This is a genomic window from Pseudomonas sp. GW822-FHT04H02 (assembly GCF_058800645.1).
The window spans coordinates 1-26,928 of sequence record NZ_JBXAMM010000003.1 but is presented as its reverse complement, the minus strand read 5'-3'; the positions used below and the strand labels follow the sequence as shown (position 1 = coordinate 26,928).

Annotated in this window: 23 protein-coding genes; 10 read left to right on the top strand and 13 right to left on the bottom strand. The window is 65.0% G+C overall.

Translation table 11 applies throughout. The annotated features are described in order from the left end of the window. Positions 1 to 116: 116 nt before the first annotated feature. The 3 genes from AC1RMG_RS12375 to AC1RMG_RS12365 all read left to right on the top strand — a co-directional run bounded on the left by AC1RMG_RS12375 (position 117) and on the right by AC1RMG_RS12365 (position 2,862). The gene (locus AC1RMG_RS12375; RefSeq protein WP_015636476.1) at positions 117 to 1,340 is read left to right on the top strand and encodes an SfnB family sulfur acquisition oxidoreductase; all 1,224 of its coding nucleotides are present in this window, start codon (positions 117 to 119) and stop codon (positions 1,338 to 1,340) included. Positions 1,341 to 1,343: 3 nt separating this feature from the next. After that, positions 1,344 to 2,009 carry a methionine ABC transporter permease gene (locus tag AC1RMG_RS12370; RefSeq protein ID WP_011062441.1) on the top strand — a complete coding sequence of 222 codons (666 nt, stop codon included), beginning with the start codon at positions 1,344 to 1,346 and terminating at the stop codon, positions 2,007 to 2,009. Positions 2,010 to 2,091: 82 nt separating this feature from the next. Then, positions 2,092 to 2,862: a MetQ/NlpA family ABC transporter substrate-binding protein gene (locus AC1RMG_RS12365; protein ID WP_011062440.1), complete on the top strand. Its 771-nt coding sequence runs from the start codon at positions 2,092 to 2,094 to the stop codon at positions 2,860 to 2,862. 168 nt (positions 2,863 to 3,030) lie between these two features. On the opposite strand, the gene AC1RMG_RS12360 is transcribed toward AC1RMG_RS12365, so the two are convergent. The 5 genes from AC1RMG_RS12360 to soxR form a co-directional block, all read right to left on the bottom strand. Next, complete coding sequence (locus AC1RMG_RS12360; RefSeq protein WP_493169332.1) at positions 3,031 to 4,365, bottom strand: coiled-coil domain-containing protein; 1,335 nt, start codon at positions 4,363 to 4,365, stop codon at positions 3,031 to 3,033. Further along, the gene (locus AC1RMG_RS12355) at positions 4,362 to 10,679 is read right to left on the bottom strand and encodes an AAA domain-containing protein (protein WP_493169331.1); all 6,318 of its coding nucleotides are present in this window, start codon (positions 10,677 to 10,679) and stop codon (positions 4,362 to 4,364) included. The genes AC1RMG_RS12360 and AC1RMG_RS12355 overlap by 4 nt, the downstream gene beginning before the upstream one ends. Positions 10,680 to 10,694: 15 nt before the next feature. Then, positions 10,695 to 11,339: a 4Fe-4S cluster-binding domain-containing protein gene (locus AC1RMG_RS12350; protein WP_011062437.1), complete on the bottom strand. Its 645-nt coding sequence runs from the start codon at positions 11,337 to 11,339 to the stop codon at positions 10,695 to 10,697. Further along, a complete protein-coding gene (locus AC1RMG_RS12345; protein WP_493169329.1) occupies positions 11,336 to 13,174 on the bottom strand; it encodes an AAA family ATPase in 1,839 nt (612 codons plus the stop codon). The genes AC1RMG_RS12350 and AC1RMG_RS12345 overlap by 4 nt, the downstream gene beginning before the upstream one ends. A gap of 343 nt (positions 13,175 to 13,517) precedes the next feature. Continuing rightward, positions 13,518 to 13,991: a redox-sensitive transcriptional activator SoxR gene (gene soxR / locus AC1RMG_RS12340; RefSeq protein WP_011062436.1), complete on the bottom strand. Its 474-nt coding sequence runs from the start codon at positions 13,989 to 13,991 to the stop codon at positions 13,518 to 13,520. Between the two features lie 108 nt (positions 13,992 to 14,099). Here soxR and AC1RMG_RS12335 point away from each other — a divergent pair, with 108 nt between their 5' ends. Beyond that, complete coding sequence (locus tag AC1RMG_RS12335) at positions 14,100 to 14,465, top strand: antibiotic biosynthesis monooxygenase (protein ID WP_011062435.1); 366 nt, start codon at positions 14,100 to 14,102, stop codon at positions 14,463 to 14,465. Here AC1RMG_RS12335 and AC1RMG_RS12330 read toward each other — a convergent pair. The 4 genes from AC1RMG_RS12330 to msuE form a co-directional block, all read right to left on the bottom strand. After that, on the bottom strand, positions 14,462 to 15,562 hold the full coding sequence (locus tag AC1RMG_RS12330) for a sigma-54 interaction domain-containing protein (RefSeq protein ID WP_011062434.1): 1,101 nt from the start codon (positions 15,560 to 15,562) through the stop codon (positions 14,462 to 14,464). The genes AC1RMG_RS12335 and AC1RMG_RS12330 overlap by 4 nt on opposite strands. 24 nt (positions 15,563 to 15,586) lie before the next feature. Continuing rightward, the gene (locus AC1RMG_RS12325; RefSeq protein WP_011062433.1) at positions 15,587 to 16,774 is read right to left on the bottom strand and encodes an acyl-CoA dehydrogenase family protein; all 1,188 of its coding nucleotides are present in this window, start codon (positions 16,772 to 16,774) and stop codon (positions 15,587 to 15,589) included. Positions 16,775 to 16,908: 134 nt separating this feature from the next. Continuing rightward, on the bottom strand, positions 16,909 to 18,048 hold the full coding sequence (ssuD, locus tag AC1RMG_RS12320; protein ID WP_011062432.1) for an FMNH2-dependent alkanesulfonate monooxygenase: 1,140 nt from the start codon (positions 18,046 to 18,048) through the stop codon (positions 16,909 to 16,911). Between the two features lie 9 nt (positions 18,049 to 18,057). Continuing rightward, entirely contained in the window at positions 18,058 to 18,621 is a 564-nt protein-coding gene (gene msuE, locus AC1RMG_RS12315) for an FMN reductase (RefSeq protein ID WP_015636469.1), read from the bottom strand. Here msuE and AC1RMG_RS12310 point away from each other — a divergent pair. The 5 genes from AC1RMG_RS12310 (at position 18,620) to AC1RMG_RS12290 (ending at position 23,242) form a co-directional block, all read left to right on the top strand. Then, positions 18,620 to 18,838 (top strand): hypothetical protein, encoded by a 219-nt coding sequence (locus AC1RMG_RS12310; protein WP_370057823.1) that lies wholly within the window; start codon positions 18,620 to 18,622, stop codon positions 18,836 to 18,838. The two genes, msuE and AC1RMG_RS12310, sit on opposite strands and share 2 nt — an antisense overlap. A 183-nt stretch (positions 18,839 to 19,021) precedes the next feature. Next, on the top strand, positions 19,022 to 19,282 hold the full coding sequence (locus tag AC1RMG_RS12305) for a hypothetical protein (protein ID WP_019092950.1): 261 nt from the start codon (positions 19,022 to 19,024) through the stop codon (positions 19,280 to 19,282). A gap of 101 nt (positions 19,283 to 19,383) precedes the next feature. After that, positions 19,384 to 19,998 carry a LysE family translocator gene (locus AC1RMG_RS12300; protein WP_015636467.1) on the top strand — a complete coding sequence of 205 codons (615 nt, stop codon included), beginning with the start codon at positions 19,384 to 19,386 and terminating at the stop codon, positions 19,996 to 19,998. A gap of 210 nt (positions 19,999 to 20,208) precedes the next feature. Then, entirely contained in the window at positions 20,209 to 21,378 is a 1,170-nt protein-coding gene (locus tag AC1RMG_RS12295) for a cysteine desulfurase family protein (protein WP_053159622.1), read from the top strand. A 55-nt stretch (positions 21,379 to 21,433) separates the two neighbouring features. Then, the gene (locus AC1RMG_RS12290; RefSeq protein WP_015636465.1) at positions 21,434 to 23,242 is read left to right on the top strand and encodes an aminopeptidase P family protein; all 1,809 of its coding nucleotides are present in this window, start codon (positions 21,434 to 21,436) and stop codon (positions 23,240 to 23,242) included. Between the two features lie 84 nt (positions 23,243 to 23,326). Here the strand turns inward: AC1RMG_RS12290 and AC1RMG_RS12285 are convergent, their stop codons facing one another. Continuing rightward, complete coding sequence (locus AC1RMG_RS12285) at positions 23,327 to 23,923, bottom strand: 2-hydroxychromene-2-carboxylate isomerase (RefSeq protein WP_011062426.1); 597 nt, start codon at positions 23,921 to 23,923, stop codon at positions 23,327 to 23,329. A gap of 37 nt (positions 23,924 to 23,960) precedes the next feature. Beyond that, the gene (locus AC1RMG_RS12280; protein ID WP_019092954.1) at positions 23,961 to 24,701 is read right to left on the bottom strand and encodes an SDR family oxidoreductase; all 741 of its coding nucleotides are present in this window, start codon (positions 24,699 to 24,701) and stop codon (positions 23,961 to 23,963) included. 93 nt (positions 24,702 to 24,794) lie between these two features. Between AC1RMG_RS12280 and AC1RMG_RS12275 the strand changes: the two genes are divergently transcribed. Then, on the top strand, positions 24,795 to 25,364 hold the full coding sequence (locus tag AC1RMG_RS12275; RefSeq protein ID WP_015636462.1) for a TetR/AcrR family transcriptional regulator: 570 nt from the start codon (positions 24,795 to 24,797) through the stop codon (positions 25,362 to 25,364). A 9-nt stretch (positions 25,365 to 25,373) separates the two neighbouring features. Here AC1RMG_RS12275 and AC1RMG_RS12270 read toward each other — a convergent pair whose 3' ends face one another. Together AC1RMG_RS12270 and rhtA are read right to left on the bottom strand one after the other, a co-directional pair. Continuing rightward, positions 25,374 to 25,655 carry a hypothetical protein gene (locus AC1RMG_RS12270; RefSeq protein ID WP_011062423.1) on the bottom strand — a complete coding sequence of 94 codons (282 nt, stop codon included), beginning with the start codon at positions 25,653 to 25,655 and terminating at the stop codon, positions 25,374 to 25,376. Positions 25,656 to 25,813: 158 nt separating this feature from the next. Beyond that, positions 25,814 to 26,701 carry a threonine/homoserine exporter RhtA gene (gene rhtA, locus AC1RMG_RS12265; RefSeq protein WP_011062422.1) on the bottom strand — a complete coding sequence of 296 codons (888 nt, stop codon included), beginning with the start codon at positions 26,699 to 26,701 and terminating at the stop codon, positions 25,814 to 25,816. Between the last annotated feature and the right edge of the window lie 227 nt (positions 26,702 to 26,928).

The window sequence follows — 26,928 nt, the reverse complement described above, 5'->3', positions numbered from 1 at the left end:
AGAGGGCCTGATGCAGGGGCGAAATACCCACCCAAGTCCTTGAATTCATTGGGGCAGGCTTTAGGCACAGAAGCTGCAATGAGCGGCAGTCACCTTCATTCGCCCGAGAGCGCCGTATGCCTGCATTGCCTGAATCTGCCGTTTATCCCCTGCACACTCCCGCTGCCCATGTGATCCGCGATGGCGCCGAAGCCCTGGCCGTGGCCCGGCAAGTGGCCGCGATCCTGCTGGAGCAGGACGCCGAGCGCGACCGTACCCGGGAAGTACCGGCGCAGGTGGTCGACCTGTACTCCAACAGTGGCTTGTGGGGCATCAGTGTGCCTCGCGAATTCGGCGGCGCCCAGGTGTCCTATGCGGTGCTGGCCGAGGTCATCGCGATCATTTCCGCTGCCGACCCGTCCCTGGGGCAGATCCCGCAGAACCACTACTGCCTGCTGGAAGACATCCGCCTGCAGGGCACGCCGGAGCAACAGGCGCACTTTTTCGCCCTGGCCCTGCAAGGCCATCGCTTTGCCAATGCGTTGTCGGAAACCGGCGGCAAGAACGTCCAGGACATCCAGGCCACTATCCGCCGCTCGGGTGACGGTTATGTGATCAATGGCCGCAAGGGCTACTGCACCGGTTCGCTGTATGCCCATTGGCTGGCAGTGCTGGCCCTGGACGAGCAGGGCAGGGGCCAGCTGGCCTTCGTGCCCCGGGGCAGCGAGGGGCTGGCGGTGATCGACGACTGGGACAGCATCGGCCAGCGCACCACGTCCAGTGGCACCGTACTGGCCCAGGACCTCAAGGTGCCGGCCTTCAACCTGTTTCCCACCTACCGTTCCTACGAAAGCCCGACCCTGGCCGGGCCCTTCGCCCAGCTGACCACGGCCGCCATCGACGCCGGGATTGCCCGGGCGGCGCTGCGCGACACCATCGCCTTCGTGCGTGAGCATGCCCGGCCGTGGATCGATGCAGGGGTGGAGAAGGCCAGTGAAGACCCGCTGACCATCATCCAGGTGGGGGCCCTGGACATTCGCCTGGAAGCCGCCGAGGCCCTGCTGGAACGGGCCGGCCTGGCCCTGGACGCGGCCCGCCCGGCACCCGATGAAGACAATGTGGCGCGGGCCTCCCTGGCGGTGGCCAAGGCCAAGGTGCTGACCACCGAAATCGCCATCGAGGCCAGCAACAAACTGTTCGAACTGGGGGGCACCCGTTCCACCCTCAAGCGCCACAACTTCGACCGCCACTGGCGCAACGCCCGGGTGCATACCCTGCACGACCCGGTGCGCTGGAAATACCACGTGGTGGGCAACTGGCTGCTCAACGACATCAAGCCACCGCGCCATGACTGGTCCTGAACCATGGCCGAACTGTTCAAGAACATTTACTGGGCCGATATCGCCCAGGCCTGCGTCGATACCCTGAGCATGCTCGGCGCGGCCCTGGGTTTTACCGTGCTGCTGGGGCTGCCCCTGGGCGTGCTGCTGTTTCTCACCGGCAAGCGCCAGTTGCATGAAGCGGTGGGCCTGTATCGGGTGCTGTCGGTGCTGGTCAACATGCTGCGCTCCTTGCCCTTCATCATCTTGCTGATCGTGCTGATTCCCCTGACCACCTTGCTGGTGGGCACCTCGCTTGGCGTGCCGGGCACTATCCCGCCGCTGGTGGTGGGCTGCACGCCGTTCTTTGCCCGGCTGGTGGAAACCGCCCTGCGGGAAGTGGACCGCGGGGTGGTGGAAGCGACCCAGGCCATGGGCGGCAGCACCTGGCAGATCATTCGCCACACCTTGCTGCCCGAAGCCCGGGGCGGTCTGCTGGCGGCGGTCACGGTGACCGCCATCGTGCTGGTGGACTACACCGCCATGGCCGGGGTGATCGGTGGCGGCGGCCTGGGCGACCTGGCCATCCGCTACGGCTACCAGCGTTTCCAGACCGATGTGATGGTGGTCACCGTGGTCCTGCTGCTGGTGCTGGTGCAGGCCCTGCAGATGACCGGTGACCGCCTGGTGGCGCACTACAGCCGCCGTTGAAGCGATTTCTTCGAACCCAACCCGAAACACGGCCCCACGTGCGCCCCACGACGGCTGCCTGCCTCTGCCTTAGGAGCAACCCATGAAGAAGACCCTGGCCGTATTGGCCGCCGTACTGTCCCTGAGCGTCAACGCCAACGAAAAGCTGCTGGTGGGCGCGACCCCGGTGCCCCACGCCGAGATCCTCGAATTCGTCAAACCGCAACTGGCCAAGGAAGGCGTGGACCTGCAGATCAAGGTGTTCACCGACTTCATCCAGCCCAACCAGCAGCTGGCGCTGAAGAACCTCGACGCCAACTACTACCAGTACCGGCCGTTCCTCGATGACTTCAACAAGACCCGGCACACCGACCTGGTGCCCGTGGTGGGGGTGCACATCGAACCGTTCGGCGCCTATTCCACCAGGATCAAGAGCATCGCCGAGCTCAAGGACGGGGCCAGCGTTTCGATTCCCAACGACCCGGTGAACACCGGCCGGGCCCTGGTGCTGCTGGATGAAGCGGGGCTGATCAAGCTCAAGGACCCGAGCAACACCCTGGCCACCCAGCGCGACATTGTCGAGAACCCCAAGCACCTGAAGATCCGTGAACTGGAAGGCGCCTTGCTGGCCCGCTCGGTAAGCCAGGTGGACTTGGCGTTTGTCTTCGCCAACTACGCCCTGGAAGCCGGGATCGATACCAACAGCGCCTTGATCGTGGAGAAGGGCAAGGACCTGTACATCGAATTTCTGGTGGCGCGCCCGGACAACATCAACGACCCGCGGATCCAGAAACTGGCCAAGGCGCTGAACTCCGATGCCGTGCGCCAGTTCATCCTGACCCGCTACAAAGGCCAGATCGCCCCCGGCTTCTGAGCATCTGCCCCCTTGTAGGAGCTGGCTTGCCAGCGAACGGGCCCGCGAGATCGCCTTCGCCGGCAAGCCGGCTCCTACGGGGAGGCGGATTGTAGGAGCTGGCTTGCCAGCGAAGAGGCCCGCGAGATCGCCTTCGCCGGCAAGCAGGCTCCCACAGGGCGAGGCGGGTCAGGTGCGCTGTTGCGCCTGCTCCCGGTATTGCTGCTGGGTGTCGTCCAGCAGCACCTCCCTGAGCGGCACCGCCCCTACGGCCAGGGCTTTCTCGATGCTCAGGTCGTCGCCACGGGCCGCCAGCAGGGCTTGCAGCCGCTGGAACTCGCCGCACCAGATGGTCTCGATGTCTTTGTCGCGCTGGGTATCGCGCTGGGCGCTGAGGGCTACCGCGCGTACCTGCAACCGGCCGTTGTCGGCATTGCCGCCCACCTCCACGCCATACCCCGGAGTGGCGCCCTTGCGCAGCACCACCCTGCCGTCCTGGGCCCAAGCGGTGGCCATGCCCTCGCGAACTTCGTAGCCCAGGCTGGCCAGCCCTTCGAGTACCGCCTGGCGGCGGGCCAGGGCGGCGCGTTGTTGCAGCTCGGCTTCGATCAGCGCACTGAAACGGGCAATCAGCCCGTCCACTGGCGCCATATGGGCCAGGCTGCATTGGCCGGCCTGGGCCAGCTCGTTCTCGGCGGTTGCGGGGCACAAGGTCGCCACTTCGCTGGCCAGTTCCTCAAGGCGCGCCAGGCGCGCGCGGCGCTCCTGGCTGTCGCGGGTGGCCTGGGCCAGCTCCAGCACCAGGCTGTCCAGCAGCAGGTTGCGCTGCTGCACGCGGGTTTCTGCATCTATCTGGCGCAACTTGGCCAGGTAGGGTTCGGCGCTGGCCTGATCATCAAGGGTCAGCAACTGGGCAATGTGCTGCTCGATGCGTTCCAGTCTGGGTTCCGCTTGCTCATGGGCGGCGCGCCACTGCGCCAGGGTCTGGGTTGGGGTTTCGCCTTGCAGGCGCCGGGCCAGTTGCTGCTGGGCCTCGCTCAGGCCCTGTTCTTCGACTGCCGCCCCCAGGCTGGCGAAACCCTGGGCCAGGATCGACTCCACAGCCGGCATCGGCTGCCCCTCGGCAATCGCTCGCAACGGCTCCAGCAATTGGGCTGCGAGCGGCTTGCCTTGCAGGGCGCCCAACAGGGTGGCGGCGTTTTCCCGCTGGCGGCGGGCCAGTTGGCGCTGTTGCGTGGCTTGCTGCACCGCGCGGTTTTCCCGTTGTTGCAGATCGTCCTTGAGGAACTCGATCTCGATCGGCACCTGCTGTTGCAGGTCCTGCAGGCGATCGGCCTCGATCAATTGGCGCAACTGTTTGAACCGCTCGTGGGTGGCGGCCCGCTCCTGTTCGGTCAGTTGCCCCAGGCGCTGGGCCTGTTCTTCCCAGCGGGCAATCGCCTGTTCCAGGCGCCGCAGGTGGCCGGCGCAGATTTCCAGGATTTCTTCGCGGGTGACGATACGCACCACTTTCGGGCCGCTCATGGGGTTTGCTCCGTGTCAGCCAGGGCTTGGGGTTGCGTCTGTGATGCGCTGCCGGCCAGCGGCTGCAAGGCCTGCTCGATGGCGGCCTGCAGGCGAGCGCGTTCGCTTTGCGGGTCGTGGTACCAGGCCTGCGACGAGACCCGATGCAGATGGGGAATGGCCCGGCGCAGTACCGATGGCCGCCAGATTTCCCGGGAGCGGGCGCGGGTCAGCAGCCCATGGCGCGGGGTGTCGCATTCGATGCCCAGGGCATAGAGCCCGGTATCGGGATGCTCGATGGCAAAGTCCAGGCCAAAGGCATCCCCCTCGTTGGCGCTGACCGGGCTCCAGCCCAGGGTGCGGATGAATGCCGCTACCGCCTGGGTGAAACCGTCGCTGTGGGCGTTGTGCTGGACCTTTGCATCCTGGCGCTCGGTGACCAGGCGCCCCAGCAGGTTGTGGCCGCTGGCGAACTCACCGGCCGACAGGGCACGGGCGTACTCCAGGTAGCCTTGCAGGTAGTCTCGCGGGCTGGCGGGTGGGCGCTGGGTGGTGAGCATGTCGGAGATATCGGCAATCGGCATCGAGGTGATCATCACCACTTTGCGCCGGGCCCGGGTCACCGCCACATTGAGCCGGCGTTCACCGCCGGTCTGTCCCAGGACCCCGAAGTTGCGCCGGAAACTGCCCTGGCTGTTACGCCCGAAGGTCGAGGAGAACACGATGATGTCGCGTTCATCGCCCTGGACGTTTTCGACGTTCTTGACGAACACCGACATGTCCTCGCCGTCCTCGCTGCGTTCGCGCTCCTGGCTGTAGGCCGCACGAAACGCCGGGTCCTGCTCGGCGCGCAGCTCCAGGCGCTCTTCGATCAGGTCGGCCTGCTTGCGGTTGAAGGTCACCACCCCCACCGAGGGGCGTTCGGCATAGGGCGCCTGCCAGAGCTCGGCCAGGTAGTCGACCACCCGTTCGGCCTCGTCGGGGTTGACCTGCTGCTGATAGACGCCGTCCACGCGGATCAGCTCCAGCGGCTTGATGGCGAGGATATTGGCCTGGGGATGGCGTACCGGGATGCTCAGGCGGTTGCCGTAGAACGAGGCGTTGGAGAAACCGATCAGCTCGCGGTAGGCCGAGCGGTAGTGGATCTGCAGGGTGGTGGCGGGTAGAGAGCTGCGAGCCAGTTGCAGCAGGTCCGGGCAGTCCTTGATTTCGCGGCGGTTCCAGGTATCTTCGAAGGCCTCCCGTTGTTCCTCGTCGGCATCGGCGTCCGGCTGGTCGCCATCGAACAGTTCGGCTTCGTCGCTTTCCACCCGGCTGGAGAAGAAGGCGGTGGGCGGCATCTGCTTCTCGTCGCCGCTGACCACTGTGACCCGGCCCCGGTACAGGGTCGGCAGGGCGAACTCCACCGGCATCTGCGAGGCTTCGTCGTAGATCACCGTATCGAACAGCCCGGGCTTGAGCGGCAGCACCCGGCTGGCTACGTCCGGGTTCATCAGCCACACCGGTCGCAGGCTCATCAGCCCCAGGCCGGCGCCCATTTCCATGAACTCGCGCAGCCTGCGCGAACGCCGTCCGGTGAGGCGGGTGACGTCCTCCCACTGTTTGCGGGTGCCCAGGCGCGACAGCTCGATGCCTTCACTGAGCAGTTGGCGGTTGAGGCTGCGCATCTGGGTGTCGGCTTCGCCCAGGCTGGCGATCTTCGCCGCGGTTTCGCTGTGCTCGAGCATCAGCTCGGGTTGGCGTTGTTCGATCTGGCGCTTCCAGCCCAGCCGTGCTTCGCGGTTGAGCATGCGCCGCACCACGGCTTCCAGTTGCTCGGCGGGAATGGCGTCGAGCGCGTCCTGGTAATCGCGCAGGACTACCAGCAACTCCAGGTCCGCCGGCGACAGCTGGCCGGCCCGGGCCCGGAAAGCCTGGTAGGCGCTCAGGGTCGGCAAGGCGTCGCGCAGGCGGTTGAGGGCCGACTGATTGCCCTGGTTGTGCTCCACGCGCTGGCGCAGTTGGCCCAGCAGCTCGGGTTGCAGCCATTGATCCAGGCGCTGCAGGGCATTCAGGCTGTCCTGGCGCACGCTGTGGCGGATAAACGCGGCGTCGTAGCCGGCCAGCAGGCTGTCCAGAGAGCGCCGCTCGCCGGTCAGTACCACCGCATCCAACTGCTCCACCCGGGGGGCTTGCGCCAGGGTCATGGCCAGGGCGCGCATTTCTTGCAGTTGCCCGAGGTCCTGGCGTACCTGCGGCAGCAGGCCCGGGCCGCAATCGCTGGCGATTTGTGCAAGGCTCAGTTGCTGATGCAGGTGTTGCAACTGCGCGCGCAAGGGTCGCCACTGGCTTTCCAGCAGGGCCGCCGCCAGCAATTCCGGCAGGCGCTGCGGCTGGGCCGCGGCGCCCTGTTCGGCGAGGAAGGCCAGCAACTGGCGCTGGCGGATCAGGCGCAGCGGGTTGAGCCGCGCCAGCCAGGAGCGACCCTGGATAACGGCGCGGGCGCGTTGCTGCAGGGTGCGCAGTTGGGCCGCGGGCAGGGCGCTGAGGCCCGGCGCCAGGTCGGCCTGGTAAGCGGTGGCGTCGCACTGTTCCAGTTGTTGAGCCAGTGCCTGCAGGGCCTGGATCAGCCCGTCGCCTTCTGCGGCCTGGCCGTTGCTGCCACGAAACAGCGGGAGCCAGCGTGCCAGCCGTTGGCGACGCTCATCGTCCAGGCCCAGCAGGCTGTGCAGGTGCTGGTCGAGCCAGGCGCGGTAGGGCGCCGGGTCGTCGACTTCGAAGTCGGCCGGGTGCGCCTGCAGGGTTTCCAGGCGCTGTTCCTCGCAGCTCAGCAGGCGCTCGAAGCCCTGGTTGAACGCTTGCACCGTGGCGGCGTCGGTGGGGAAGGGCTGGAGCTGGGCCAGGGCGCTGTGTTCATAGCGGGCCGGCAGCCACAGGCGGATCAGCGGCGCGCAGGCCTCTTCCAGGCGGGTCAGGCTGGCGATGTCCAGGGCCGCCAGGTGCTGGCGCAATACCGGGACATCCAGGGCCGCTGGCCCCTGTTCCAGGCCGATCAGCTCGCCGATCAACTGGCGGTAGCTCAAGCCACAGTGTTCATCGATGCGGTGCAGGCTCTGGTGGAAGCGATCCAGTTCGCCCTCCAGGGCTTCGATGCGTGCCGCCAGGCGTTCACGCTGGTGCAGCCAGGGTTGCTGGACGGCATCGTCCTTGAACAGGGCCTCAAGCTGTTCGCGGACACTGCGGATCACCGGTTCGCGGTCACGGTTGATGTCGTTGAGCATCACCACCCGGTTGCCCAGGCCTTCGGCCACCAGGCGCTTGTGCACCACTTCCAGGGCGGCGTGTTTCTGGCAGACGATCAGCAGGCTGCGCTGGCGACCGATGGCATCGGCCACCATGTTGACGATGGTCTGGCTCTTGCCGGTGCCGGGCGGGCCTTCCACCAGCAACCCAGGGGCGTGGCGGGCCTGGAGCACCGCGGCTTCCTGGGAAGGGTCGCTGGCCACGGTAAAGAAGCGCTGCAGTTCAGGCGGGAGCGGGGTGGCCTGGCTTTCGCTGCTGTCTGGTTCCGTCGGACTCAGGCGCAGGGCGGTTTCCAGGCCGGTGCCGCCGGGAGGCAGGGCCTTGAGCTGGCGCAGGTCCTCGCCAATGGCCTGGCCCATGAAGGCCACATGGAACAGCACGGCGGCACAGGCCAGTTGATCCTGGTAGGGCTGCACTTCGGTGCTCGGCGGCGGCAGGCTGCCGAGCACTCGGGAGCTGGCCGTGGCCAGCATGCCGAAGGCGTCCATCACGTCGGCGGCCTTGAGCGCCGAGCGCCCCAGCAGTTCGTCGGCGGCCTTGCGCCAGAGCTTGGCGGCATCGATGCCCAGCAAGGTGTCGAGCCCCGGGTTGAAGCGCACCTCTTCACGCTCGCTGTCGAAGACCAGGGCCACCTTGCCGCGGCTGCCGACTTCCAGCAGCAGCTTGACCGGCCACAGCAGCAACGGCGCGATGCGAGTGCGAGTGGTGCCACGCGCGTCCCGGGTCAGGAGGAAAGGGAAGCCCAGGTACAGGCCATCGATCCCGGTGTCGCGCTTGTACAGCGAACTCTGGCGGTACAGGCTGTTGAGCCGTGCATCCAGCTGCGGGTTTTCGGCGAAGCACGCCGGGTCGAGGCTGATGGGCTGGGCGTTGCGCGCCACCAGGTGATCCAGCAGCGCCGGGGCCGGGCTGCGCTCACTGTGCAATTCGTTGAGGTCGACCCGGGCGGTGGTCTTGCCGATGCTCATGCGCACCAGCGGGCCGCGCAGCACCACGCTGGCGACCTTCTTCTCGAAGAAGTCGAGGATCTGCGACACGTAGTGCTGCTTTTGCGGCTCCAGCCACTGCTCTGCGCCGATGGCCAGCAGCACCAGGGCCCTGGCCAGGGGCATGCGGCGTTCCAGGCGGAACTGCTCGGCCCATTCATCGACGCTCGGCACGCCACAACGGGCAAAGCCGCTGATGCGCTCGTCGACTTCACGGTACAAGGCCGGGCGCGGCAGCCCCAGCAGGGCACGCGCACTGGCCGCATCGAAGCTCAGGACCACGGCTTCGCGGGCCAGGGTGGCGGCTTCTTCGAGGATTGCGTCCACCGAGCGGAACTGCCCGATGGCGGCGCTGAGCAGCACGATCAGGTCTTCTTCGCTGATGGAGCGGCGGTCCGCCAGGGACAGGATGCCGTTGTGCTCGCTGTCCGGCAGCAGGCGCTGGCGTTCTTCCCACTGTGCGGCCAGACGGGCGCGGGAGCTGGAGAGCAGGTAGATGCGCAGTTGCTCCTCGTCCAGTTCGATGGCCTGGTGCTGGGCGCGCTGGCGTACCTGTTCGGCCCGCAGCTTGAGCCGCGACAGCCAGTGCTCGGTCTCCAGGCGTTCCAGCAGGTCCGGGGTCGGGCCGCTGATCAAGCGGTAACCGTCCAGGGGATGCTCCAGCAACCAGCCGGGGGTGACGATCTCGCCGCGCTGGATCAGGGGCATTTCCGGGTTCAGCAGTTTCAAGGCGAGCATCAGCCGGGTGTCATCGTCCAGCCCTTCGTGCTGGGCCACCTGGCGCAGGCCCGCCAGCTGCCGTGCGGGCAAACCGGCCTGTTCGGCCCAGGTGACGATCACCCCGCGCAGCAGATGATCCAGGGCCTGGGGCCAGTGTTCGACTTCGGCGGCAGCCAGGGCGAACGGCCCTGGCCGGCGAAAGCGCCGGCTGCCCAGGGCGATGCTGGCGCCTTCCTCGGCGTCCTCTTCACTGGCGACCGAGGCCGGGACGCTGGGGCTTTCGCCCTGGAGCCAGGCCTGCACCTGGGGCCATTGCCAGCGCTGGTGGCGGTCCCGGGCCAGCAGGCCGCGCAGCAGCAGTTCCAGGCGCGGGTCGAGGTCGTCCGGCAGCAGTACGCCATTGGCCAGAATGTGGATCAGGTAGGCGTTGGCATTGATGCCGGCGAAGCATTCTCCCTGGGTCAGTTGTTCCAGCAGGATCATCCCCAGGCTCCACCAGTCGGAGGCTGCGGCTACGCCCCCGGCAATGGCTTCGGGGGCCATGTAGCGGCTGGTTTCCAGGGGCGAGACGATGTCCAGGTCGAACTCCGACAGCCGCGCCGAACCGAAGCCGCTGATCACCAGGTCCAGGGGCTCGCGGCTGCGCACCAGCAAGGTGGCCGGGCGCAGGTCGCGGTGGCGCAGGCCGGCTTCGCTGAAGGCATGCAGGGCCTGGCCCAGTTCACGGACGATGTGCTGCACCGCGGCCCTGTCGCTGACCACGATCCCCAGGTCGGCCAGGGTGCCGCCGGTGAGTTCCTCGGCCACTTCGAAGGCGCGCTCGTCCCAGCGGCCGGTGAGGATGATTTCCGGCACGTGTTCCCGGGGCAGGCGCTTGAGGGCTTCGTACACCGACGGGTCGGGTTCGGCGCCGGCCTGGTACAGGGTCAGCACCGCCTGGTGCGCGGTTTCCCGGTGCTCGGCGATAAAGCGCTCGCGCACGCCGCCGCTGCTGATCTGGCGCAGCAGGCGCCAGCCTTCGATCACGGTTTCACTGTCGGCGGCTGGGGGCGCTGCGGGTGGCTGTTGCTCCGGGGCGAGCGGGTCGGCGCCGCAGACCAGGCACATCAAGTCGCCGTCCGCCATGGCATGACCGTTGCCGCAGAGCAGGGGGGAGCCGCTGTCCGCCGCGACCGGTGGCTGCGGCTCAAGCGCTTCGAGGGTGATGACCGGTTGTGGGCGCCAGCCTTCGGGATGAATCGCTTCGGCGGAAAGTTCCCAGCCGCAGGCCCGGTTGTCTACCTGGCCTTCACAGAAAATTTCGGCCAGTGGGCGTTCAGTCTGGCAATTGGGGCAAAAACGTATCATCGATAGCGGTTCCGGTTAACGGCGGCGTGAGGTGTGGGCGCTGATCTGGAGTTGGTGGCCCTGGTCGTGCAGCAGGTCGCGCAGACGCAGCACGTCGTCACGCCGGGGAATTCCAGCCATCCAGACACTGCCGTCGTCGTCGAACATCACATCCAGCGCGCGGTCTTCGTGGTGCAGCGGGCGCTGGTAGGTGGACAGGCGCTGGCGGCCCAGCTCGGTCAAGAAGATCAGGCGCTGATTGTCGCTGCCCCGTAGGACCAGCGTTTGCGCCTGTTGTTGCTCGAAGGGGTCGCAGATCAATGCATCCAGCAGGCCTTCGGCTTGTTGCAATAGCGGTTGCAGGGTTTCCAGGGAGTGGCCGCTGTAGACCAGGATGTCGACCCCGGTGCGCTCGCGCAGGCCTCGAAGCAGGGCCAGCAGCGCCTCGGGCTGGTCGAAGGGCTCGCCGCCGGACAGGGTGATGCCTTCGGCCCGGGCCAGCCAGGGTTGCAGGTCGTCCAGCACCTGGGCCAACGGCAAGGGGTGCTTGCCCGGCCCCCAGGTGTCCGCGGAAATGCAGCCTGCACAGCGGATGCTGCACCCCTGGAACCACAGGCCCAGGCGTTGCCCCGGCCCCAGGGTGGTGACCGGGAAGTGCACCCGCGACAGGCTGATGTTCACGAGGCGCGGGCAAGCAGTTGCAGGCCGCCGGCCTGCAGTTGGCGGATTTCGAAGGATTGGCCGGGCTGCGCATCCTGGTCGAACAGGGCCCGGGCCAGGGGGTTGAGCAGGTGCGCCTCCAACTGGTTGCGAATGCCCCGGCCACCGTTGGACAGGTCCTGCAGGCACAGCTGGCGCAGGTTGTGCAGCGAGTCGTCATCGAGCTGCACATGCAGGGCCTGGGCCGCCAGGTCGGCGAGGATATTGCCGACCATCTGCTGGAAGATCTGCTCGGCGATGTCCGGGCGGATGAAGTCGAAGACGATGATGTTCTCGCCGATCCGGTTGAGGATTTCCGGGCGGTTGAGCACCAGTTTGAAATAGCGCTCGATCTCGCCCTGGACCTTGCCTTGCACCGCTTCGAAGGCTTCGCCGGGCTGGACGTTGGCGACTCGCTCGCCGTTGTCGCCCTGGCGGTAGATGCCCAGGTTGGAGGTGAAGACGATCAGCGCCTCGGAGAAGTACACCCGGTCGCCCCGGCCTGAGGTAAGCACACCGTCATCAAGGATCTGCAGGAACTTGTCGAGGATCCGCGGGTGAGCCTTTTCGATCTCGTCGAACAGCACCACGCTGAAGGGTTTTTCGCGGATCGCGTTGGTCAGTTCGCCGCCCACGTCGTAGCCGACATAGCCGGGTGGCGCGCCTACCAGGCGCTGGTCCGCGTGTTCGGCGCTGAATTCCGACATATCGAAGCGGATATACGCGCTTTCATCGCCAAACAGCAGGCTGGTGATGGTCTTGGCCAGTTCGGTCTTGCCGACCCCGGTGGGCCCGGCAAGAAAGGCCACGCCCCGGGGCCGGTTGCCCTTGCGGCTGGCGCCGACCCCGGTCATGGCGCGCTTGACGATATCCAGCATGTGGGTCACGGCGTGGCCCTGGCCCTTGACCCGCTGGCGAATGAAGCCGTCGGCCTGGCGGATGCGCTGGCGGTCGATCTTCAGCCAGGGGTCTTCGGTAACCCCGACTTTATAGCGGCGTACGGCATCGCCGATGCGTTCCATGGCCAGGCCTTCGACCCGGGCCAGCTGGACGATCGCGTTGAGGTCGAGCAGCAGCAGGCCCTCGGTGTTTTCGACGAAGGCCCGCACCGCGCTGTCGCGGCTTTCTTCGCTGGCCTCCTGGGCGCCGGGCAGGCCGCGCAACAGCGCCGGAGCCAGGGCCTGGCGGGCCTGCTGGTCGGGTTTGGACACGGGAATGGGCCGCAGGCGTGGGTTGTCGATCAGCATCCAGTCGGGCAGGTCGCCTTCCTTTTCCACCACCCAGAGAATGCTGTTGAAGAACGGCGTGCGCTGTTCCCCGGCCGGGCGGCTGCGGGCCTGGTGGGACAGCACCAGGGCTTGGGTGAACAGCTGGTGTTCTGCGGCGCTCAGGGCGTCGTTGCGGATCACCAGGCGTGAAGCGAAATCGACAATCAGGGCCAGGGGGGCGCCTTGGCGCTCCACCAGGCGCGGCAAGGTCGCCGACAACAGGTCGAGGCCTGCCGGCGCCGCTCCTTCCACCGGCGTCAGGCCCAGCTCGCGCAGCAGGTTGTCGGCTTGGGCCGGCTCGCTGCCGGGGGGCAGCAAAACCCTGAGGCCGCCAAGGGGATCCCAGCTCAGCACCTGGGCATAGCCCGCTGCCAGCAGTTCGTCGCGCAGATTGAGGTTGAAGGGCTGGGGGGTAATGACCCCGGGGGCCACCTCACTGGCTTGCAGGTCGCGGACGTTGCCGGACAGGACGAATTGGCTTTTCAGGGGTAGAAAGCGCAGCAGATCGCGCAGCCAGCGTGGCTTTTCGAAAGTGGCAGTCCTTGGCATGGAAGCGGAGCTCGTCGTAGGAAGCAGGACGCGACATTAGCATAGGGACGTTTTTACTTACGATGCTGCACAGGTTTTCTTACCTGTCAGCGCTGAGCGGGAATCCGGCTTGCGAGGGAAGAGACCCGTGAGATCGCCTTCGCCGGCAAGCCGGCTCCTACGGGTACGAAGGCGATGTGGCTGTAGGAGCTGGCTTACCAGCGAAAAAGTCCGTGAGATCGCCTTCGCCGGCAAGCCGGCTCCTACGGGTATGAAGGCGATGTGGCTGTAGGAGCTGGCTTGCCAGCGAAGAGGCCCGAGAGTCAGCCTTGGCCGGCAAGCCGGTTCCTGCGAGGGAAGCCGGCTACGGGGTGTCGGTGGCGGCGTCGGGCTCCAGCAGGCGGGCGCCCGGGCCGGCGTCTCCCAGGGCATCTCCATAGTTGCGCAGCGGGCACCCTTCCATGGACAGGCAGCCACAGCCAATGCACTGGTTCAGCCGCTCGCGCAGCAGGCTCAGTTGGCGGATGCGTTCGTCCAGTTCGCGGCTCCACTGTTCCGACAGGCGCTGCCAGTCCGCGGCAGTAGGCGCGCGGTCGGCGGGCAGGGTCGCCAGGGCCTGGCCGATCTCTGCCAGGGGAATGCCCAGGCGCTGGGCCACCTTGATCAGCGACACCCGGCGCAGCACCGAACGTGGGTAGCGGCGCTGGTTGCCCGCGTTGCGATGGCTGTGGATCAGGCCCTTGGTTTCGTAGAAATGCAGCGCGGTGACGGCTACGCCACTGCGGGCCGACAGTTGGCCGACGCTCAGCTCTTTATGTCGGGAGTCGGGTTCGATCATCAGTGGACCTCGGGAGGAAAAATACGCTTGACCTTGACTTAACTAGAGGTTTTACCCTGCGGCGCATTCAACAGCAATATTCTGTTTGCCCCCAGTGGAGAGTGATCCATGAGCGCCTTTGAAAAGACCCGCAGCTTTACCCAATTGATCGAGTTCGAGATCGAGCCCCATCAGCAACAGGCCCTGGTATCGGCCCTGGCCGAGCAGACCGAGCGCTTGGCCCAGGGCTATGGCGGTTTTCTGAGTGCCAGCGTGCAGGCCAGCGACGATGGCCGGCGGGTGCTCAATTACCTGCAATGGCAATCCCGGGAAGCCGGCGAAGCGGCGTTCCGGCGCTTCGAGAACGGCGAGCAGGATTTCTGGCAGTTGATCCTCGCCCACCAGGCCAAGACCGTGACCTTCGGTTCATTCCAAGTGCGCAGCAGCATCGCCCGTAGCCACGACAATGCCTTGCACTGCGACCTGCCGGGCTAGATCGACAGTTGCAGGGTGCGCTCGTTGGGCGCATCGATGGGGCGCCGCTTGTTCACCGCCAGTTCGCCGATCTTGATCAGCCGGGTCCGGGTGACGTTGCGGCTCAGGCCCAGCAGGTTGGCGGTGTGCACCTGGTTGTAGTGGCTGAAGCGGTAGGCCGCGCGCAGCAAGGCATCCTCGACCTTTTCGTGCAGGGCCCCGGCCTGTTCGGCGAAGAGTTTTTCAAAGGCCCGTTCCAGCAGGGCCTCGGCAGAGTCGTCGTGGCTCGGGTGGCTGTCGTCGGCGCGTTCGATGCGCATGTTCGACAGGCGCAGGTCGTCGCGCTGGATCACCCCGTTGCGGCAGATCAGCAGGGTGTGGTGGATGACGTTTTCCAACTCGCGGATGTTGCCCGGCCAACTGTAGCTCTTGAGCTTGTGCTCGGCCTCGGGGCTGATGCTGATGCTGCCGTAGCCCAGGCGCTGGCTGTAGGCCTCGATGAAGTGCCGGGTCAGCGGCAGGATGTCGCCGGGGCGCTCGCGCAGCGGGCTCAGTTCCAGGCTGACCACGTCCAGGCGGTAATACAGGTCTTCGCGAAAATGCCCGGCGTTGATGGCCTTTTCCAGTTGCACGTTGGTGGCGGCCAGTACGCGCACATCGATGGGAATGCTCTTGCGCGAACCCAGGCGCACCACTTCGCGCTCCTGCAGCACCCGCAGCAGCTTGACCTGGATGGCCATGGGCAGGTCGCCGATCTCGTCGAGGAACAGGGTGCCGCCGTCGGCCTCTTCGAACCACCCGGCCTTGGCGCTGAGGGCGCCGGTAAAGGCGCCTTTCTCATGGCCGAACAGTTCCGCCTCCACCAGGGATTCGGAGAAGGCACCGCAGTTCACCGCCACGAACGGTCGGTTGCGCCGGGCACTGAGGTTGTGTATATGGCGCGCCACCAGCTCCTTGCCGGTCCCGGTTTCGCCAATGATCAGCACGCTGGCTTCGCTCGGTGCCACCTGTTGCAGGTGCGCCAGCAGGGCCTGGGATTTCGGGTCCTCGAACACCTGGGCGGTGGCGCGGATCGAGGTCGCCAGGGCGGGCGAAGGGGGTAGGGTCAGAAGCTGCATCGGCACTCTCCGTCGAACAGAAGGCTAGGAGTAGAAAGTCGGGGTTGGCAGGGACTGGTTCAGCGCCCAGTCGCCCAGCTCATGAAGCTTGTAGTCCAGCGGGTCGTGCAGGGTCTGGGTGCGCAGGTTGCGCCAGTGCCGGTCCAGGCCCAGGGAGGCGTGGGTCGAGCGCGCGCCGGTGACTTCGAACAGGCGGCTGCACAGCTCCAGGCCCTGGCGGCTGGCGGCGACCTTGGCGGTGGCGATGGCCGTGGCCAGGTGCCCGCGCTCTTCGGCGCTGAGGGCCGGGCCCTTCGCCCAGGCCTGGTCCAGCAGCGCGGCGGCCCGCTCCACCAGCAGGCGGATGCCTTCCAGGGCGACCCAGAATTCGCCGTAGTGGCTGAGTATGTAGGGGTCCTGGCGCACGTCCTGGGCGCTGGACTTATGCCAGACCCGGGTTTCGCCGAGGGTGTACTGCCGGGCTTCTTCGAAGGCGCCTTCGGCGATGCCGAGGAACATGTGGGTAAAGGTCAGTTGGGCGATCAGCGGGCGCAGGCAGGCGAATGGCGTGCTCAGCGGGCCGGGGTCCAGCAGCAGTTCCGACTCCTCCACCCGTACCCGTTCGAAGGTGGCGCTGCCGCTATCGGTCTGGCGCTGGCCGATGTTGTTCCAGTCGTGGTGCAGGGTGATGCCGCTGCGGCCGCTGGGGATCGCGGCGATCAGCAACTTGCCGCCATTGCTTTCATCTACTGCCGAGGCAATGAGCATTTCCGAGTCGCTGGCACCGGAGCAGAAGCTCTTCTTGCCGGAAAACTCGCGCCAGCCCCCCAGGTTCCGGACCACGGTGCGGGTGTCCAGTGGGTTCAGGGCGTTGCCCCAGAACCAGTTCTTGCGTGCGGTCTGTTCGAACCAGGGTTGCCACTGTTCGGGTTTGGCAAACAGGCGCACGGTGGCCAGCATCAGGTGGTGGAAGCCGAAGACATGGGCGATGGAGCTGTCGACCCGGGCGAATTCGCGGACGATGTTCAGCGTCTCGCTCCAGGGCGCGCCGAGCCCGCCGAACTGGCTGGGAATGCTCAGGGCCAGCAGGCCGCTTTGGCGCAGCGCGTCGCGCTCGGCCTTGGGGGTGCCGCCGCGCTCGTCGCGTTCGACGGCGGTCAGGGCAAACTCGGCGGCCAGTTGGCGGGCGGTCTGCAGGGGGGACAACAGGGCGCTTTGCGGTTTGGCAGTCACGCGGTGTTCCTCGTTCGTGGCCGTTGTGGCGGCCGGGAAAAGGTGCTGCGAGCTGCAGGAGCTGGCTTGCCAGCGAAGCGGGCCGGAAGATCGCCTTCGCCGGCAAGCCGGCTCCTGCAACAGCATTGGGGATTTCAGCGGCTGTTGGGCAACACGTCGTTGGCGATCATTTCGCCGAACGGCCCGGTGAGGTTGGTGACACCGCGGCCGGCCAGGCTGGCATAGGGCTCCGGCAGCAGCGGGAACACCAGCTCGGCGAAGCGATAGGCTTCTTCCAGGTGCGGGTAGCCGGAGAAAATGAAGCTCTCGATTCCCAGGTCCGCGTACTCCTTGATGCGCTCGGCCACTTGCTGCGGGTTGCCCACCAGGGCGGTACCGGCGCCACCGCGCACCAGGCCGACCCCGGCCCAGAGGTTGGGGGCGATCTGCAACTGGTCGCGGCGCCCGCCGTGCAGCGCTGCCATGCGCCGCTGGCCTTCGGAGTCGAAGCGGGAAAAGGACTGCTGGGCGGCGGCGATGGTGTCGTCGCTGATGTGCTCGATCAGCTTGTCCGCGGCTTTCCAGGCTTCGTCCTCGGTCTCACGCACGATCACATGCAGGCGGATGCCGAACTTCACCGTGCGGCCCTTGCGCGCTGCACGTTCGCGTACGTCGGCCAGTTTCTGCGCCACCGCCGCCGGTGGCTCGCCCCAGGTCAGGTAGACATCCACCTGGTCCGCCGCCAGTTCATGAGCGGCCTCGGAGGAACCGCCGAAGTACAGCGGCGGGTAGGGTTTCTGCACGGGCGGGTAGAGCGCCTTGGCGTTCTGCACATGCAGGTGCTTGCCTTCGAAGTCCACGGCTTCGCCTTGCAGCACCCGACGCCAGATCTGCAGGAATTCGTCAGTGACTTCATAGCGTTCGCTGTGGCTGAGGAAGCTGCCGTCGCCGCGGTTTTCGTCCGGGTCGCCGCCGGTGACCACGTTGATCAGCAGGCGGCCGTTGGACAGCCGGTCCAGGGTCGCGGCCATGCGCGCGGAAACCGTGGGGGAGATGATCCCCGGGCGGATCGCCACCAGGTAGCGCAGGCGTTCGGTCAGGGGCACCAGGGCCGAGGCGATCACCCAGGAGTCTTCGCAGGAGCGCCCGGTGGGAATCAGCACACCGTGGTAGCCCAGGCTGTCCGCGGCCTGCGCCACTTGCTTGAGGTAGTTGAGGGTGACCGGGCGCGCGCCCTGGGCAGTGCCGAGGAAATGGCCGTCGCCGTGGGTCGGAAGAAACCAGAACACATCCATGACAGCTCCTCAGGCGATTTTCAGCAGGTGGGTCGGGTGGGCGCGAAACAGCGGCGCGGCCCGTTCGGCGGCGAGCTGGATGCGCGCTTTGAGCAGGTCGCTGGTGATCTGGTAATTGCTGAAGTCGGCCTCGGTGGCGTACACGCCGATCGGCAGGGTCAGGGCCTGGAAGAAACTGAACAGTGGGCGTAGCTGGTGATCCAGAACCAGGGCATGGCGTTCGCTGCCACCCGTCGCGGCCAGCAGCACCGGGGTGTCGATCAGGGCATTGAGATCGATCAGGTCGAACAGGTGCTTGAGCAGGCCGGGATAGGAACCGCGATACACCGGGGCGGCGACGATCAGCAGGTCGGCGTTCTCGATGGCCTGGAGTTCGGCTTCAACCTCGGCCGGCAGTTCCTGGCGCGACAGGGCGGCACCCACCGGGCGGGCGATATCCCCCAGTTCGATCAGGTGGGCGTTGAAGGACAGGTGCCCGGACAGTTCAGCCAGCAGGGCCTGGGTCAGCACCAGGGTGCGCGATGGGCGCCAGGTTCCACCGGAAAGGGCTACGACGTTCAAGGGGCGGGACATGATCAGTTCCTTTTTAAACAGTGGCTCAACGAGCAGTGGCAGGTCCCAGGCAATGGAGCAAGAGCTGTACCAAAGACTTGCAGCCCTTGTACGGCGCGGTTTTGCGCTGATCTGCAGTTGCCGGGTGCTGTTGCCCAACCGCTGTTTTGTTGATCGGCTGTTGCCTGGCCAACAGTTGCTCTGGCAACAGTTGGCGGGCGAGATGGGACTGTTATAAAGGCTTGTTGTTATTCCTCAAAAGAGCTTGTTTCCATATTTATAGAGTTTTATGGAATATAAGGGTGAGCAGCGCCCTGGCCTTGGAACGATCGATAGCCACTATCGAGCAGGGTGATTTTTGCCGCTGATGGCGCGCGAGTAGCCTGTGTCCATTGTTCGCAACCCGCCCCAGGTGCTCGCCATGAAGGCTTTCTCTGCTGTCTTGCTGTTGTTGGTTTCCAGTGTGCTGGCCGGTTGTGCCAGCCCCGGTGCACCGGAGTTGCGGCCCTATACCGCGCAGGAAACCCGGGAGCTGGCTATGGAGGCGTTGAACCGGCGCGGTTTGTCCTTCGATGAATACCAGCAGAAAAAGGCCGAGTTGCTGGGCCGCCCGGCGAGCTTCGACAGCCAGGGTGAAATGAGTGCGCAGCGCAATATCAGTCGCCATCAACCTGCCAGTTGAGAAGAACTGTACTGGTCCAAGTTTTCAGCAACTGTCCGTGGGTTTCAGCCTGAGGCTGGGTTAGGGTCGAGGCCTGATCGACCTGCCCCGGACCTTGCCCCATGAGCCTTTCCCCTGACCTGCTGTTGGCCTTCGCCCTGTTTGCCCTGGTCACTTCCATCACGCCCGGTCCCAACAACACCATGTTGCTGGCCTCGGGGGTGAACTTCGGCTTCAACCGTTCCATTCCCCACATCCTCGGCATCAGCTGCGGCTTCTTTGTCCTGGTGCTGGCGGTCGGCCTGGGCCTGGGCGCGGTGTTCGAGGCCTACCCGCTGCTGTACAGCGTGCTGCGCTACGTTGGCGCAGCGTACCTTCTGTACCTGGCGTGGAAGATTGCCCGTTCCGGGCCGCTGTCCGATGAACAGCAGCACCACGGCCGGCCGCTGGGCTATTGGGGCGCCGCGGCGTTCCAGTGGGTCAATCCCAAGGCCTGGGTCATGGCAGTGGGGGCCATCAGTACCTACACCCCATTGCAGGGCTACTTCACCAATGTGCTGGTGATTGCCGCGGTGTTCGCGCTGATCAATGCGCCCACGGTGAGCCTCTGGGCTGCGTGCGGCAGCCTGCTGCGCAATGTGTTGCGCAACCCGCGCTGGTTGCGCCTGTTCAATCTGTTGATGGCCGCCTTGCTGGTGCTTTCCCTGGCACCGCTGTTGTTCGAAAAGATGAGTTGAACGGCGCTTCATGGCGCTGCCTCGAGCCTGTAAGCTGCGATGCAGGAGCGTTCCTACGCACTTTTAAACGAAGATGTTCTTCTTTAACTGCATCCGATCGGGTATTGCTCAAGGCCAGCATTTGCCGCGCAGCCTATGCACGGCGCGTGGCTGCCTCGCCTTTTTGCCAGCATATGCCGACCCTGGAACAAGCTCTGCGGGTTTTCAGTCATGAACAAGCGTCCTCTTTATTTCGACTACGCCGCCACCACGCCGGTGGATGAGCGAGTCATTCAGGTCATGCTGGAGTGCCTGGGTTTCAACGCCCATTTCGGCAATCCGGCGTCCAGTTCACACGCCTTCGGCCGGGAAGCGCGGGGTTACGTCGAGCGCGCCCGGCAACAAGTGGCACAACTGGTCGGCGCGCAGCCCGAGCAGATTGTCTGGACCTCCGGCGCTACCGAATCCAACAACCTGGCCCTCAAGGGGGTGATGCAGGCCCGGGGCGTGAGCGGCGGCCATGTCATCACCAGCCAGATCGAACACAAGGCGGTGCTCGACACCGCCCGGCAACTGCAGGAGGCCGGGGTCGCAGTGACCTACCTGGTGCCGGATGCCGATGGCCTGATCACCGCGCAAGCGGTCAGCGAAGCCCTGCGCGACGACACCTTCCTGGTGTCGCTGATGCTGGTGAACAACGAACTGGGCACCCTCAACGACATTCCGGCCATTGGCCAGGTGGTGCGTGAGCGTGGCGCCCTGTTGCATGTGGATGCCGCCCAGGGTGCGGGCAAGGTGGCCATCGATCTGGCCCGGTGGCCGGTGGACCTGATGTCGTTCTCGGCCCATAAGCTATATGGCCCCAAGGGCATCGGCGCGCTGTATGTCGGGCCGCGGGCGCAGCAACACGTGCAGGCGCAGATTCATGGCGGCGGCCATGAGGGCGGCTTGCGCTCCGGAACCCTGGCCACCCACCAGATCGCGGCCATGGGCGCCGCCTTCGCCCTGGCCGGCGAACTGTTCGAGGAAGAAACCGCCGCCATAGTGCGTCTGCGCGGGCGCCTGCTGGAGCAACTGGCGGGTATCGCCGGCCTGCGCTTGAATGGCAGTGTCACCCAGCGCATTCCCCACACTCTGAGCCTGACCTTCACCGAGGGAGGTTTTGATGGGGCGGCGTTGGGCGCGGCCCTGGCCTTTTCCGCGACTTCGGCCTGCAACTCGGCAAGCAATGCGCCTTCCCATGTATTGCTGGCGCTAGGGCATGATGCCGGGCAGGCCGCGCGGACCATCCGCTTGAGCCTCGGGCGTTTCACCTGCGAACAGGATGTGGATCGCGCCGCTCAACTGATCCAGGCGGCGACCGCCTCAGCCCCTGCGTTCTGGGCCACAACACAACCTTGAGGGTCGAGTGACTTCGATCTTCCATAACAATGATTAAGCCGGTTAAGGAGACACAATGAGTACCCAGCCTTCGACCAATGGAGTGGTCCCCCAGCGCTTGGCGCATGTCCGTCAGCTGATGAGCCGCGAAGGCATTCACGCCTTGCTGGTGCCCTCGGCCGACCCGCACCTGTCGGAATACCTGCCGGGCTACTGGCAAGGGCGCCAGTGGCTGTCGGGGTTTCATGGGTCGGTCGGGACCTTGATCGTGACCGCTGACTTTGCCGGCGTATGGGCCGACAGCCGTTACTGGGAGCAGGCCACCAAGGAACTCAAGGGCAGCGGCATCGAACTGGTGAAGTTGCAACCGGGCCAGCCCGGGCCCCTGGACTGGCTGGCCGAACAGACCCCGCAAGGTGCGGTGGTGGCGGTGGACGGCGCGGTCATGGCCTTGGCTTCGGCCCGTACCCTGGGCAGCAAGCTGCAGGAACGCGGGGCCAGCTTGCGTACCGATATCGACCTGCTACAAGAAGCTTGGGACGACCGCCCGTCATTGCCCGATCAACCGGTCTATCAGCATCTGCCGCCCCAGGCCACCCAGAGCCGGGTCGAGAAGCTTGCGGCGTTGCGCGCAACTCTCAAGGAGCGTGGCGCCGACTGGCATTTCATCGCTACCCTCGATGACATTGCCTGGCTGTTCAACCTGCGCGGCGCCGATGTGTCCTTCAACCCGGTGTTTGTCTCCTTTGCCCTGATCAGCCAGCAGCAGGCGACCTTGTTCGTGGCCTTGAGCAAGGTCGATGAGGCATTGCGCGCGCAACTGGAGGTGGATGGCGTCAGCCTGCGCGACTATTCAGAGGTGTCCGCGGCCTTGCAGGCAGTGCCGGAAGGCGTAGCGTTGCAGATCGACCCGGCGCGCGTCACCGCGGGCTTGCTGGAGCACCTGAACCCCGGGGTGAAGCTGCTGGAGGGGCTCAACCCCACCACCCTGGCCAAGTCGCGCAAGAGCCTGGCGGACGCCGAGCACATTCGCCAGGCCATGGAGCAGGATGGTGCGGCGCTCTGCGAATTCTTCGCCTGGCTGGACAGCGCCCTGGGGCGTGAACGCATTACCGAACTGACCATCGATGAGCGCCTGACGGCCGCCCGTGAACGGCGCCCGGGTTATGTCTCGCTGAGTTTCAATACCATTGCTGCGTTCAACGCCAACGGCGCCATGCCCCATTACCACGCCACGCCTGAAGAGCATGCGGTGATCGAGGGTGATGGCCTGTTGCTGATCGATTCCGGCGGCCAGTACCTGGGGGGCACCACCGATATCACGCGCATGGTGCCGGTGGGGACTCCGAGTGCCGAGCAGAAGCGCGATTGCACCCGGGTGCTCAAGGGCGTTATCGCGCTGTCCCGGGCGCAGTTTCCGCGGGGCATTCTGTCGCCGTTGCTGGATGCCATCGCCCGGGCGCCGATCTGGGCCGAGGGTGTGGACTACGGGCACGGCACCGGGCATGGCGTCGGTTATTTTCTCAACGTTCACGAAGGCCCGCAGGTGATTGCCTATCAGGCCGCAGCGACGCCGCAGACCGCGATGCAACCGGGGATGATCACTTCGATCGAACCCGGGACCTACCGCCCTGGCCGCTGGGGCGTACGAATCGAGAACCTGGCGCTCAACCGTGAGGCGGGCAAGACCGAGTTCGGTGAGTTTCTGAACTTCGAAACCCTCACCCTGTGCCCGATCGATACCCGTTGCCTGGAGCCATCGCTGCTCACCGAGGATGAGCGCGAATGGTTCAACGGCTATCACGCCGAAGTCCGCCGGCGCCTCAGCCCGCTGCTGGAGGGCCCGGCCCTGGAGTGGTTGCAGGTTCGTACTGCGGCTATCTGAGGAAAGATGTCACCCGCGCAAGGCGGGTGACGTCACGCGATGGGCTCCTGGCAATGGCGCGGCCGCTGCCAGGGACAGGGCAGGTTACGGCGCGTTCAAGGCTTCGCGGACGAAATCCAGGCGGTCCTGGCCAAAGAACAGTTCGTCTCCCACGAACATGCTGGGCGCGCCGAACACACCTTTTTGCAACGCCTGTTCGGTCTTGTCCTTGAGGGCGGCCTTGACCTCTTCGTCATTGCTCAGGTCGAGGATCTGCTGCGGGTCGAAGCCACCTTGCTCCAGGACCTGGGTGATGGTGGCCGGGTCGTTGAGGTTGCGTTTGTCCACCCAGAGCGCACGGAACAGGCAGTCGAGGAATTCGCCGAAACGTTCCGGCAGGCGCAGTTGAACCCCGGTGGTGGCGCGCATCAGCAGCAGGGTATTGATGGGAAAGTGCGGATTGAAGTTGAGCTCCACCCCATAGCGCCGGGCAAAGCGCGCCAGGTCGTGCAGCATGTACCGGCCCTTGGCGGGAACACTGATGGGGGAAGCGTTGCCGGTGGTCTTGAAGACCCCGCCCAGCAGCATGGGCTGATACACCAGCTGGCTATCGGTTTCGGCGCAGATTTTTGGCAGTTGGGTATAGGCCAGGTATGAGGTCGGGCTGCCCAGGTCGAAGAAGAACTCCACCTTTTTGCTCATGTTTCAGACTCCTTGATTGTTGTTATCGGAGAAGGCCTTACCAGCGTTCGTTCCACGGGCGCAGGTCCAACTCGAAGGTCCAGGCGTCCCGGGGCTGGCTGTGCAGGTACCAGTAGTTTTCGGCGATATGCTCGGGGTTGAGGATGCCGTCCTGGTCCTTGAGGGCGTATTTTTCGGGAAAGCTGGTACGGATGAAGTCGGTGTCGATGGCACCGTCGACGATGACATGGCCGACATGGATGTTCAGGGGGCCCAGTTCCCGCGCCATGCTCTGGGCCAGGGCGCGAATGCCGTGCTTGGCCCCGGCGAAGGCGGCAAAGCCGGCGGCACCGCGTACGCCTGCGGTGGCGCCGGTGAACAGAATAGTGCCGCGTTGGCGTTTGGCCATGCGCTTGGCCACTTCCCGGGCATTGAGAAAGCCCGAAAAGCAGGCCATTTCCCAGATCTTGAAATACTTGCGTGCGGTTTCTTCAAGAATGCTGCAGGGCACATTGGCGCCAATATTGAAGACAAAGGCCTCGATAGGGCCGATCTGGGTTTCGATCTGCTCGATCAGCGCGATCACGTCTTCCTCTTTGCGTGCATCACAGCCAAAACCATGGGCCTGGCCGCCGGACTGCTGGATGGCGTCCACCAGGGGTTGCAGTTTGTCCGCGCTGCGGCGGGTCATGCAGGCAATAAAGCCTTCGGCGGCGAAACGCTTGGCAATGGCACCGCCGGTCGCGTCGCCGGCACCCACTACCAGTACGACTTTGTTCTTGTTCAAGGTTGCAGTCATGGGAGGTTCGCTCTTTGGTAAACGATCGTTAACTAAACGAACGTTATGCTATGATTTTTCCGTCGTCAAGAAAACTTGGGAGCCCGTCAGGGAATGCGTTATTCAGCCAGTCACAAGCAGGAAACCCGCGAGCGTCTGCTGCAAAGCAGCGCGGCGCAGGCCAAGAACGAAGGTTTTTCCACTGTGGGGGTGGATGCCTTGATGAAAGCCATTGGCCTGAGTGGCGGGGCTTTCTATAGCCACTTCACCTCCAAGGACGAATTGTTCAGCTCGATTGTCGAGCGCGAGTTGAGCCAGAGCCTGGCGCGCCTGGGCGGGGAGGGGCAGCAGAATCAGGAGAAGTTGCGTCGCTGCCTGAAGCAGTACTTGAGCGTGGCGCATCTGCAACAGCCGGGTGCTGGCTGCGCACTGCCGGCATTGGGTGCGGAGATTGCCCGGGGGACCCTAGAGGTGCGGCAGGAGGCGCAGGACTGGATCTGCCGCTTGCACCAGGCTTGGGCGCAGACTCTGGGCAGCGAGAGCCTGGCCTGGTCGATCCTGTCCCAGTGCGTTGGCGCGTTGGTGGTAGCGCGAATGCTGGTGAACCCCGCCATTCAGCATCAGGTACTGGCGTCCAGCCATGAGCAGATCATCGGGCAGCTGGAGCGGCTGCCCGCAAGTTGACCGGCAAGGCTATTTGCAGATGACGATCATGCTGCGGCTGGTGTAGCCGGCAGGGTTCAGGCCGAAGGGGTAGTCGCCTGGGTCTTCCACGGCATCACCGGACTTGGCGATGACCTTGTAGCCTTTGGGGCCGCAGGACTCAGTCGCCTTGGTGTAGCACTTTTCCCAGGAAGAAGATAAGCCCGAGCAGTTGATGTGGAGTCCTTTCTTGCCCCGTTTGACTTCGGTTTTCGCGGTCGCCGCGCAGCCTGCAATTGCAAGTACGGCCAACAGTATCAAAAATCGTTTCATCCCCGTCCTTATCGCTAGCCCCGGATCTGGCGTCCGAGTGTGACTGCATTACCTGTCGTCTTTTGCGTGTGCGATATCCCTGTCCGGCAACTCCCTGGGCGACGTTGAGTAGCCGGCTAAACATGGCCTAAATGAGCACCAATTACCAGAGTTGAATCTCAATCAACTGCAACTATTGGTTTGGCCTCGCGGCGCATGGTCATGGTGGCGCCTACGGAAGCCAGGATGATGCAAGCGATTGCCGTCCACTGGGACAGGGACAGGTACTCGTGGAGGAACAACAGGCCCGAAAGCGCGCCGAAAGCGGGCTCGATACTCATCAGGGTGCCGAAGGTCCGGGCTGGCATGCGAGTCAGGGCAACCATCTCCAGGCTATAGGGGAGGGCTGTGGACAAGATGGCGACTCCCAGGGCAACCGGGATCAGGGAGGGAGTCAGTAGTGCGGCGCCGGCATGGACTATGCCTATGGGTGCAACAAAGAGAGCAGCAATCATGACGCCCAGGGCGGCGGTCTGAATGCCGTTCTCGGCTCCGGCCTTCTGTCCGAAGAGTATGTACAGCGCCCAGCAGACCCCGGCCCCCAGTGCATAACCTGCACCGACCAGGTCGATGGCTGTTTCTGTGGCTCCGGTGGGAATAAGCAGTAGCAGCCCGACGATAGCCAGAGCGATCCACAGGAAGTCTATGGCCTTGCGTGACGCATAGATGGCTACTGCGAGGGGGCCTGTGAACTCGAGGGCGACGGCGATGCCCAGAGGGACACTCCTGAGGGACATATAGAAGAGGAAGTTCATGCCGCCCAGGGCCATGCCGTAGATGATCACGGTGCGCAGGGTGTTGGTGGTGAACTTGGCGCGCCAGGGTCTTAATAGAAGCAGCATGATGATGCTGGCGAAAATCAGCCGCAGGGTTGTGGTTCCTTGTGCGCCAACGATTGGGAACATGCTCTTGGCCAGTGAGGCTCCTGATTGAATCGAGGCCATGGCAATAAGCAGCAGCCCCACCGGAAACAGGGTCGAGGCAAGGCTGCGCGGTTGGTCATTCATGCAAGGGGTCATCCAGAGTGTTGGGGGAGGGGCACCTGGAACATGATGCTCAACTAATCACGGATGAGCAATATAGTGCGCATGGTCTTTTTTACGCCTCTATATAGAAGCTGCGAATGGGCTGTTTTGCGGCTGATCATAGAAAATGCAAATTAACCCTTGACGGCAGATTCTACAGGTCTATAATTCGCCCCACTTCCGGCGCAGTCGAAACGGAAAACTCCTTG

Excerpts from the sequence above, each read along its gene's own strand:
- AC1RMG_RS12375 (WP_015636476.1), top strand. The coding sequence starts at position 117 with ATGCCTGCATTGCCTGAATCTGCCGTTTATCCCCTGCACACTCCCGCT.
- AC1RMG_RS12370 (WP_011062441.1), top strand. The coding sequence starts at position 1,344 with ATGGCCGAACTGTTCAAGAACATTTACTGGGCCGATATCGCCCAGGCC.
- AC1RMG_RS12365 (WP_011062440.1), top strand. The coding sequence starts at position 2,092 with ATGAAGAAGACCCTGGCCGTATTGGCCGCCGTACTGTCCCTGAGCGTC.
- AC1RMG_RS12360 (WP_493169332.1), bottom strand. The coding sequence starts at position 4,365 with ATGAGCGGCCCGAAAGTGGTGCGTATCGTCACCCGCGAAGAAATCCTG.
- AC1RMG_RS12355 (WP_493169331.1), bottom strand. The coding sequence starts at position 10,679 with ATGATACGTTTTTGCCCCAATTGCCAGACTGAACGCCCACTGGCCGAA.
- AC1RMG_RS12345 (WP_493169329.1), bottom strand. The coding sequence starts at position 13,174 with ATGCCAAGGACTGCCACTTTCGAAAAGCCACGCTGGCTGCGCGATCTG.
- soxR (WP_011062436.1), bottom strand. The coding sequence starts at position 13,991 with ATGATCGAACCCGACTCCCGACATAAAGAGCTGAGCGTCGGCCAACTG.
- AC1RMG_RS12335 (WP_011062435.1), top strand. The coding sequence starts at position 14,100 with ATGAGCGCCTTTGAAAAGACCCGCAGCTTTACCCAATTGATCGAGTTC.
- AC1RMG_RS12330 (WP_011062434.1), bottom strand. The coding sequence starts at position 15,562 with ATGCAGCTTCTGACCCTACCCCCTTCGCCCGCCCTGGCGACCTCGATC.
- ssuD (WP_011062432.1), bottom strand. The coding sequence starts at position 18,048 with ATGGATGTGTTCTGGTTTCTTCCGACCCACGGCGACGGCCATTTCCTC.
- AC1RMG_RS12310 (WP_370057823.1), top strand. The coding sequence starts at position 18,620 with ATGATCAGTTCCTTTTTAAACAGTGGCTCAACGAGCAGTGGCAGGTCC.
- msuE (WP_015636469.1), bottom strand. The coding sequence starts at position 18,621 with ATGTCCCGCCCCTTGAACGTCGTAGCCCTTTCCGGTGGAACCTGGCGC.
- AC1RMG_RS12305 (WP_019092950.1), top strand. The coding sequence starts at position 19,022 with ATGAAGGCTTTCTCTGCTGTCTTGCTGTTGTTGGTTTCCAGTGTGCTG.
- AC1RMG_RS12300 (WP_015636467.1), top strand. The coding sequence starts at position 19,384 with ATGAGCCTTTCCCCTGACCTGCTGTTGGCCTTCGCCCTGTTTGCCCTG.
- AC1RMG_RS12295 (WP_053159622.1), top strand. The coding sequence starts at position 20,209 with ATGAACAAGCGTCCTCTTTATTTCGACTACGCCGCCACCACGCCGGTG.
- AC1RMG_RS12290 (WP_015636465.1), top strand. The coding sequence starts at position 21,434 with ATGAGTACCCAGCCTTCGACCAATGGAGTGGTCCCCCAGCGCTTGGCG.
- AC1RMG_RS12285 (WP_011062426.1), bottom strand. The coding sequence starts at position 23,923 with ATGAGCAAAAAGGTGGAGTTCTTCTTCGACCTGGGCAGCCCGACCTCA.
- AC1RMG_RS12280 (WP_019092954.1), bottom strand. The coding sequence starts at position 24,701 with ATGACTGCAACCTTGAACAAGAACAAAGTCGTACTGGTAGTGGGTGCC.
- AC1RMG_RS12275 (WP_015636462.1), top strand. The coding sequence starts at position 24,795 with ATGCGTTATTCAGCCAGTCACAAGCAGGAAACCCGCGAGCGTCTGCTG.
- AC1RMG_RS12270 (WP_011062423.1), bottom strand. The coding sequence starts at position 25,655 with ATGAAACGATTTTTGATACTGTTGGCCGTACTTGCAATTGCAGGCTGC.
- rhtA (WP_011062422.1), bottom strand. The coding sequence starts at position 26,701 with ATGAATGACCAACCGCGCAGCCTTGCCTCGACCCTGTTTCCGGTGGGG.